Below are 6,703 nucleotides of genomic sequence, written 5' to 3'. Positions count from 1 at the left end.
AAAATCAGTTTGTTCTCGGGAAAGCAAACTGTCAGACCCCCCATTATCCGATTTCAGTTTACCTTGATTGAGGTAATCACTGATATGGCGGTCAACGGTGGTCTGATGGAGTCGCAATGCCTGGGCGATCATCACAGAACTCCACCCTTCAGAAGCCAGAAGGATGGCTTTTATTCTGTCTCGTACTTGACCATCGCGAGTGGTGTCGTGAAGACGTTCAAGTTTGATTTTTTGTTCTGATGTAATAAATATTTTCATAGCGAGGATAATGATCTCCATTTCGGATAAAATCAAGCATCTTCAATGATTACGGGTATAAATAAATCTCACAATAATAATATAAAAACAACAAATATAATGATTAGCACTACAAATCAATTAAAATCAACAAACTATAGAAAAACACTTGCAAATGATTTTATACAAAAGAACTTTAGAACCACTTCGCAAAATATTTCTTAGAACCATCTCGCAAAAAAATAACAGAGCACTATTTATTACCTAATTTCAAGCCATCATATACGCTTTATTATTTAAGGAGAATAGGATGGCCCTCGCTGTTATTTATACCAGAGCGACTATTGGTATTCAGGCACCCATTGTTACTGTTGAAGCGCATATTAGTAATGGTTTACCTGGATTAACTCTGGTCGGCTTGCCTGAAACAACTGTCAAAGAAGCCAGAGATCGTGTTAGAAGCGCGTTGATCAACAGCGGATTTACTTATCCACCCAAAAGAATCACAATCAATCTTGCACCAGCAGACCTGCCCAAAGAAGGTGGTCGTTATGATTTGCCAATTGCTATCGCTATTCTGGCCGCTTCAGAACAAATACCTACCGATAAACTGAATCATTACGAATTTCTTGGTGAACTCGCTCTATCAGGAAGCTTACGGAAAGTAACTGGCGCAATTCCAGCAGCACTCAGCTCAAGAGAGGCAGGAAGGCAACTTATTCTATCGATAGAAAACGAGACTGAGCTGGCCATATTATCTCAGAATGAAACCTTATTGGCAGAACACCTCTTACATATCTGCCACTTTCTTCATGGAGAAAAACAACTACTGACAGCACCGGTCAAACACGAATTCTCAACAGAACAATCACAACCAGATCTACAGGATATTATTGGTCAAGAACAAGCAAAACGCGCACTAGAAGTCGCAGCAGCAGGCGGACATAATCTTTTACTACTTGGCCCACCAGGGACAGGAAAAACAATGTTGGCAAGCCGCCTATGTAGCTTATTGCCGCCATTAACAAACAAAGAAGCCCTTGAGGTTGCCGCTATCAATAGCCTAATGGACACCTACCTTTCACCTGAACAATGGCATACACGTCCATTCAGAGCGCCTCATCACAGCTCGTCAATGGCAGCACTGGTTGGCGGAGGTGGGCTTCCTAAACCCGGTGAAATCTCGCTTGCTCACAATGGAGTACTATTTCTGGATGAACTACCTGAATTTGAACGTAGAGTCCTTGATGCCCTCCGGGAGCCATTGGAATCAGGGGAAATAATCATATCCCGGGCCAGAGCAAAAGTTTGTTTTCCTGCACAAGTTCAATTGATAGCAGCAATGAATCCCAGCCCTACAGGCTACCATCAAGGAATTCATAATCGGAGTAATCCTCAGCAAATCCTTCGATACTTGGCAAAACTATCCGGACCTTTTTTAGATCGTTTTGATCTCTCAATTGAAGTTCCCTTGTTACCCATTGGCACACTAAGTAGCCCAATTAGATCGGGCGAAAATAGTAAAGATATAAAATTAAGAGTTATGACAGCACGAGAAATACAACTGCAACGCTGTGGAAAAATTAATGCTCATCTGAACAGTAAAGAAACAGAATCATTTTGCAAACTCAAACCCAACGATGCAGTATTTCTGGAGGAAACACTTATAAAGTTAGGGCTTTCAATCCGAGCATGGCACCGAATTCTAAAAACATCCCGGACACTGGCCGACTTAGAAGAAAAAAAAGAGATAGAAAAGACGCATATCATGGAAGCCTTAAGCTACCGTAGTATGGACAGATTATTAATACAATTACAAAAGCAATCAGGTTAAAAGTAAAAAAGGGGGCAAAGCCCCTTATACTCATAACTTGTGATGATATTAATCATCAGTGTCGGCATAGTCATCAGAGGAATCAACCTGAGGTTTACCTCCGGAAAGAGTATGAAAACGCTTTGGACGACTAATCCTTGCAAGATACTTAGTCCAGACTTTTTCTTCCATTGTTACAGGCTGACGCTCACCCCGGCAAACAGCAACAAACAGTTTCTCTATTTCTGTTTGAGGCTCGCGTTTACCGAGATCTAACTCATTAAACGCATAACCATGGCGCTCTAGTAATTGCGCCTCTTTAATGGTGAAATCGCCATGACGGGAGAACCCGCGAGGATAATGTTTGTTATCAAAAAAACGATTAGTCGTGATGAAGCTTTCAGCCATCTGACACACTCCTAATTCTAGTACTGTTACTATCATGCCAATTATGGCGCGGAGTATTAGATAGGCCTGGCGTTCTGTAAAACAAAAAATTTAAATCTTAACGATAAAAATTATTGGAGACATATGTGGATACTGAATTACTGAAAACCTTTCTGGAGGTCAGTAAAACTCGTCACTTTGGTCGAGCAGCCGAATCACTGTACTTAACACAATCAGCAGTCAGCTTTCGCATACGCCAATTAGAGAACCAATTAGGTGTTAATCTTTTCACTCGTCATCGCAATAACATCCGTCTTACAGCAGCTGGTGAACGCCTTGTTCCCTATGCTGAATCACTGATGAATACCTGGCAGTTGGCTAAAAAAGAGATAACACATGCATCTCAGCATATTGAATTAACAATTGGCGCTACCGCATCACTATGGGAAGCTTATCTAACACCTTGGCTACAGGATTTCTATAAAAAACATCAGGAATTAAGATTGGAATCTCGGGTTTCTACACGGCAATCCCTTATAAAACAACTTCATTCACGTGAACTAGATCTACTAATAACAACAGAGCCACCTAAAATGGATGAGTTTCAGAGCCTGCTGTTAGGGAATATTTATCTGAAATTATTAACGACAAAAGAAAATCTGAAATACCAAGTCAAGAATTACATCAAGCTAGAATGGGGAGCTGATTTCCATCATCAGGAGCAACAGATTTTGAAAAGTGAGCAGTTACCCATCATCACAACCACTTCAGCACATATAACCCGTCAACTACTTAATAGTGTAAGAGGAACCGCCTTTTTACCAATACACTGGCAGAATGAATATTCAGAACTTGTTTCTTACCCAAATACTGAATTGATTGAACGCCCATTATACGCCATATGGTTACAAAAAAATGATCAACAAACCCTCATCCAGCAGCTATTAGAAATACCTGTTATAAATACCTCAATAAGAGGTTAAGGAACATTTTATGCGAAATAAATCCACTTTCATTCAATGAGCAAATATGTATTTGTCCATCTTGTTTTCAAATCAATCAACAAAAATAAAGTCATTATGACAAGACAACTATACCCTTGCGTATTACCACGATGGAGATCACTGAGTAACTTTGATGGAGATCGGTTCATGTCACTTTCACAGAACCCTTTTTAAAGTAACTTCACTGATCTCCATTGGTCAATGATGTTTGCATTTTTCGCATTGATTCTCCTTTGAGTTCTATCTTGATACTGCCATGAACCAGACGATCCAGGATGGTATCCGCATGGGTTGAGTCGCCTATCATTTTGTACCAGCTATCCACCGGTAACTAGCTTACGACGATGATTGCCCCTCGCTGGTACATCAGATCCACTATTTCCAGCAGATCTCTGCGTTGCTCTGATGACAGTGGCTTCAGACCCCAGTCATCTAGAAGCAACAGCTCGCTGTGATTCAGCTTTGTGAGTAATTTGCTGTATCTTCCGTCCGCATGTCCCTGGTAGCACAGCTCCATTAACGCTTTCATTGTCCGGAACAACAAGTTCAGGAACACCCCCAAGCCACTGGAAACAGCGAACATGACTCATAACCCAGTCTTCGGGTTGCTGAGACCCGGTCGCTTCTACCCATGTGTAACTTCAAGCGCCGAGAACGGCGACGAAGAGCTAGGCTGTTCTTATTTCTCCGGTATCGGGATGGGTGATGTCAACGGTTGGGCCACAGTAAGTTTTCTCATAGAGATTGGAGCTGTTGGCATGGGTATTCTTCACCGGAATGGAAATGGAAAAGGATACAGTTCAACACACCTGTGAAGTTCCGATAACATTCATGAAGATCACCGAATACCAAAACGGGTCAAAAGTGATCTCCATGAATGTTATTCAGCGATCCAGTCAAATGTTATTACCCGATCTCGATGGATGTTATTGGGTGATCTCCGCGGAGGAAAATACGCACGTGGGGCGGCGGGGAGTTGCATGTTAATGCACCAATTGAGAAAAGCCGGTATTCCGATAGGTCGCTGGAAGGTGCGTCGTCTGATGAAAGAGTGCGGTCTGATAAGTCGCCAACCGGGAGGACATCGTTATCGGATTTGCCCTGAGGAGTCAGTGGCGTCACCGAACCGGGTAAGACGTGAATTTATCCCTGGGGAACCGAACATCCTTTGGTGCGGGGATATCAGCTATATCCGCACGGGGAAAGGGGGGAGTTACCTGGCGGTGGTGATGGATTTGTATTCACGTCGTGTCGTCGGTTGGGCAATGTCATCAACGGCAGACGCAGAGCTGGTTTGTCGGGCATTGCGTCATGCACTGGAGATACGCAGGCCGGAAAAGCGAGTGGTATTTCATTCCGATCAGGGAAGTCAATACAGCAGTAAGCGTTACCGGCAGTGATTATGGAGAGAAGGGGGCATACAGAGTATGAGCCGACGCGGAAACTGTTGAGATAATGCCCCCATGGAACGGTTGTTCAGAAGTCTGAAGAGTGAATGGATACCGGAAGGGGGCTATCCGGATGAGGGGTTGGCAAGGTGTGATATCGGCCAATGGCTGATGGGTTATTACAATCAGTGCCGTCCTCACCGCTTTAATAATGGCGCTACCCCGGCAGAGAAAGAGGAATTCTGGAAAAAGGCTAATAATGTGTCCTAAATTAGTGGACCACTACAGCTGGTGATAGAACAGAGGGTGAAAGTCCCTTCCGGGTAAAAGCTAGCCACTCGCCCGGTCCTTTAGCTATGCGCGACTGTGGGTAACTCCTGTCGTGAAGTGTTAGCGAAGGCACTCACAGGCCAGGTATTGAGCCACGAAATCGGTAAATCGGAGGTGGTGACGCAGTTAAGCGAGGCGGAAACCTATAATGGACAGGTTGTATTGGCGAAACCTGACCAGACCTCCCGGGGTCGGAGACCCTGTGCATGTGAGGAAGTTCATCGCGCGGAACCTGGGAGAGCCTGAACGGTTTCCCATCGTGAGCAGTTGGGACGATAAGGACTAAGTGTCAAAGCAGAAGCCTTAGGGAGTTCAGGAAGTCGGACGGGAGTATAGTACCGGAGAAATCAGTGAACAAAACAGAAAACAATGTGGCGGAATTGATGGTGGGAAGGCTCCCGACCAAGGGGAACAGCCAACAGTGCACCCGTATCCAGACACAGAGCCGGGGAAATACGACGTCACGCTTGCTGGCTGTGCGAAAAGCAGCAAAGAGGGATAGGAAACAACAGCTTACTCACCTTTTTCATCACATCAGTGAAGAACTGTTATGTCCGAGTTTTCAGCAGCTTAAGCGTCGTTCTGCCCCGGGCCGAGATGGTATCACATGGGAAAATTAGGCGGAAAGTCTGCAAAATAACCTCCATGCGCTCCACGGCAGACTTCATCGGGGCCAATACAGACCCCAGCCGGCAAGGCAGGTGAAGATCCTGAAAGAAAACGGGACAGAAAGACCATTGAGTATACTGTGTCTGGAGGCCAAAATCGTGCAGCAAGCGGCCGTCACGGTCTTAAATCAAATCTACGAGACCGATTTTCTCGGCTTCTCATATGGGTTCAGACCGGGCAGAGGGCAGCACGATGCACGGGACGCGCTGAATGTGGCAATGATGGAGAGGAAAGTCAATTGGGTGCTGGATCCGGTTCTTCGATACCGTGGAGCATGACTGGCTCATCCGGTTTATTCAGCCCAGGATAAGGGACGGTCGGATGTTGCGATTAATCAAGCAGTGGGTCACGGTGGGGATAGTCGATGAACACGGACACCGCCAGAAGTCGCATTGTGGCACGCCGCAAGGTGCAGTCATATCACCACTGCTGGCGAATATCTATCTGCACTACAGCTTTGATCTCTGGCTCAACGCCTGGCGAAAGCAGGTGCAGGGAGGGTGGTGGTGATCCGATATGCCGATGATGCAGTTCTGGGCTTCCAGAAACATCAGGATGCTCGGTTGTGCCAATCCCTGCTACAACAACGTCTGATGCAGTTTGGGCTGAAGGTACACCCAGCGAAAACCCGGCTGGTACGGTTTGGCCGCTTTGCGTTAAAGCAATATGAGGAGCGACCGGAGAGGGGCAAGCCGGGGACGTTCGATTTTCTGGGATTTACGCATTATATAGGACGATGACACACGGGCAAGGATGCGGTGATGCGCAAAACCCAACGAAAACGGCGTCAAACCCAACTGAAGCGAATAAAACAGGGGCTGCGGCAACGGCTGCATAACCGCCCGGAAGAAACGGGACGATGGCTGAAACGAGTG

General features: G+C 45.5%; 11 protein-coding genes and 2 pseudogenes. 9 read left to right on the top strand and 4 right to left on the bottom strand.

Annotated features, from left to right (window positions below; translation table 11 throughout):
* Window positions 1–258: helix-turn-helix domain-containing protein (locus tag BO26_RS17835; RefSeq protein WP_036773839.1), on the bottom strand; the 258-nt coding region annotated here is incomplete at its 3' end.
* Window positions 259–547: 289 nt separating this feature from the next.
* On the opposite strand from BO26_RS17835, the gene BO26_RS17830 reads away from it, so the two are divergent.
* Entirely contained in the window at window positions 548–2,071 is a 1,524-nt protein-coding gene (locus tag BO26_RS17830; RefSeq protein ID WP_036773837.1) for a YifB family Mg chelatase-like AAA ATPase, read from the top strand.
* Window positions 2,072–2,119: 48 nt separating this feature from the next.
* Here BO26_RS17830 and BO26_RS17825 read toward each other — a convergent pair whose 3' ends face one another.
* Window positions 2,120–2,458: a MaoP family protein gene (locus BO26_RS17825; RefSeq protein ID WP_036773836.1), complete on the bottom strand. Its 339-nt coding sequence runs from the start codon at window positions 2,456–2,458 to the stop codon at window positions 2,120–2,122.
* Window positions 2,459–2,583: 125 nt separating this feature from the next.
* On the opposite strand from BO26_RS17825, the gene hdfR reads away from it, so the two are divergent.
* Window positions 2,584–3,420, top strand: a complete 837-nt coding sequence (gene hdfR, locus BO26_RS17820; protein WP_036773833.1) for an HTH-type transcriptional regulator HdfR — start codon at window positions 2,584–2,586, stop codon at window positions 3,418–3,420.
* A 202-nt stretch (window positions 3,421–3,622) separates the two neighbouring features.
* Here hdfR and BO26_RS22430 read toward each other — a convergent pair.
* Window positions 3,623–3,970: pseudogene (locus BO26_RS22430) on the bottom strand (ATP-binding protein); the annotation flags it as partial.
* Window positions 3,969–4,169: pseudogene (locus tag BO26_RS22425) on the bottom strand (IS21 family transposase); the annotation flags it as partial. The pseudogenes BO26_RS22430 and BO26_RS22425, both read right to left, overlap by 2 nt.
* A 195-nt stretch (window positions 4,170–4,364) precedes the next feature.
* Here BO26_RS22425 and BO26_RS22870 point away from each other — a divergent pair.
* The 7 genes from BO26_RS22870 (at window position 4,365) to BO26_RS24455 (ending at window position 6,568) form a co-directional block, all read left to right on the top strand.
* The gene (locus BO26_RS22870) at window positions 4,365–4,841 is read left to right on the top strand and encodes a DDE-type integrase/transposase/recombinase (RefSeq protein WP_081861939.1); all 477 of its coding nucleotides are present in this window, start codon (window positions 4,365–4,367) and stop codon (window positions 4,839–4,841) included.
* 63 nt (window positions 4,842–4,904) lie between these two features.
* On the top strand, window positions 4,905–5,099 hold the full coding sequence (locus BO26_RS22865; RefSeq protein WP_036773841.1) for an integrase core domain-containing protein: 195 nt from the start codon (window positions 4,905–4,907) through the stop codon (window positions 5,097–5,099).
* Window positions 5,100–5,195: 96 nt separating this feature from the next.
* Window positions 5,196–5,405, top strand: coding sequence for a hypothetical protein (locus BO26_RS24980; protein ID WP_477707049.1), 210 nt, complete (start codon window positions 5,196–5,198; stop codon window positions 5,403–5,405).
* A 104-nt stretch (window positions 5,406–5,509) separates the two neighbouring features.
* Window positions 5,510–5,779 (top strand): hypothetical protein, encoded by a 270-nt coding sequence (locus BO26_RS21680; protein WP_051691043.1) that lies wholly within the window; start codon window positions 5,510–5,512, stop codon window positions 5,777–5,779.
* Window positions 5,780–5,860: 81 nt separating this feature from the next.
* A complete protein-coding gene (locus BO26_RS24975) occupies window positions 5,861–6,106 on the top strand; it encodes a reverse transcriptase family protein (protein WP_051691042.1) in 246 nt (81 codons plus the stop codon).
* On the top strand, window positions 6,096–6,338 hold the full coding sequence (locus BO26_RS24460) for a reverse transcriptase domain-containing protein (RefSeq protein ID WP_072023301.1): 243 nt from the start codon (window positions 6,096–6,098) through the stop codon (window positions 6,336–6,338). The genes BO26_RS24975 and BO26_RS24460 overlap by 11 nt, the downstream gene beginning before the upstream one ends.
* Window positions 6,335–6,568 carry a reverse transcriptase domain-containing protein gene (locus BO26_RS24455; RefSeq protein WP_051691040.1) on the top strand — a complete coding sequence of 78 codons (234 nt, stop codon included), beginning with the start codon at window positions 6,335–6,337 and terminating at the stop codon, window positions 6,566–6,568. The genes BO26_RS24460 and BO26_RS24455 overlap by 4 nt, the downstream gene beginning before the upstream one ends.
* The last annotated feature ends 135 nt before the right edge of the window (window positions 6,569–6,703 follow it).

The sequence above is a fragment of the Photorhabdus australis DSM 17609 genome (genome assembly GCF_000711895.1).
GTDB classification, from domain to species: Bacteria; Pseudomonadota; Gammaproteobacteria; order Enterobacterales; family Enterobacteriaceae; genus Photorhabdus; species Photorhabdus australis.
Note: the sequence above shows the minus strand (reverse complement) of the source record. Positions and strands in the feature narration are given on the sequence as shown.

Excerpts from the sequence above, each read along its gene's own strand:
- BO26_RS22865 (WP_036773841.1), top strand. The coding sequence starts at position 4,905 with ATGGAACGGTTGTTCAGAAGTCTGAAGAGTGAATGGATACCGGAAGGG.
- BO26_RS17830 (WP_036773837.1), top strand. The coding sequence starts at position 548 with ATGGCCCTCGCTGTTATTTATACCAGAGCGACTATTGGTATTCAGGCA.
- BO26_RS17825 (WP_036773836.1), bottom strand. The coding sequence starts at position 2,458 with ATGGCTGAAAGCTTCATCACGACTAATCGTTTTTTTGATAACAAACAT.
- BO26_RS22870 (WP_081861939.1), top strand. The coding sequence starts at position 4,365 with ATGTTATTGGGTGATCTCCGCGGAGGAAAATACGCACGTGGGGCGGCG.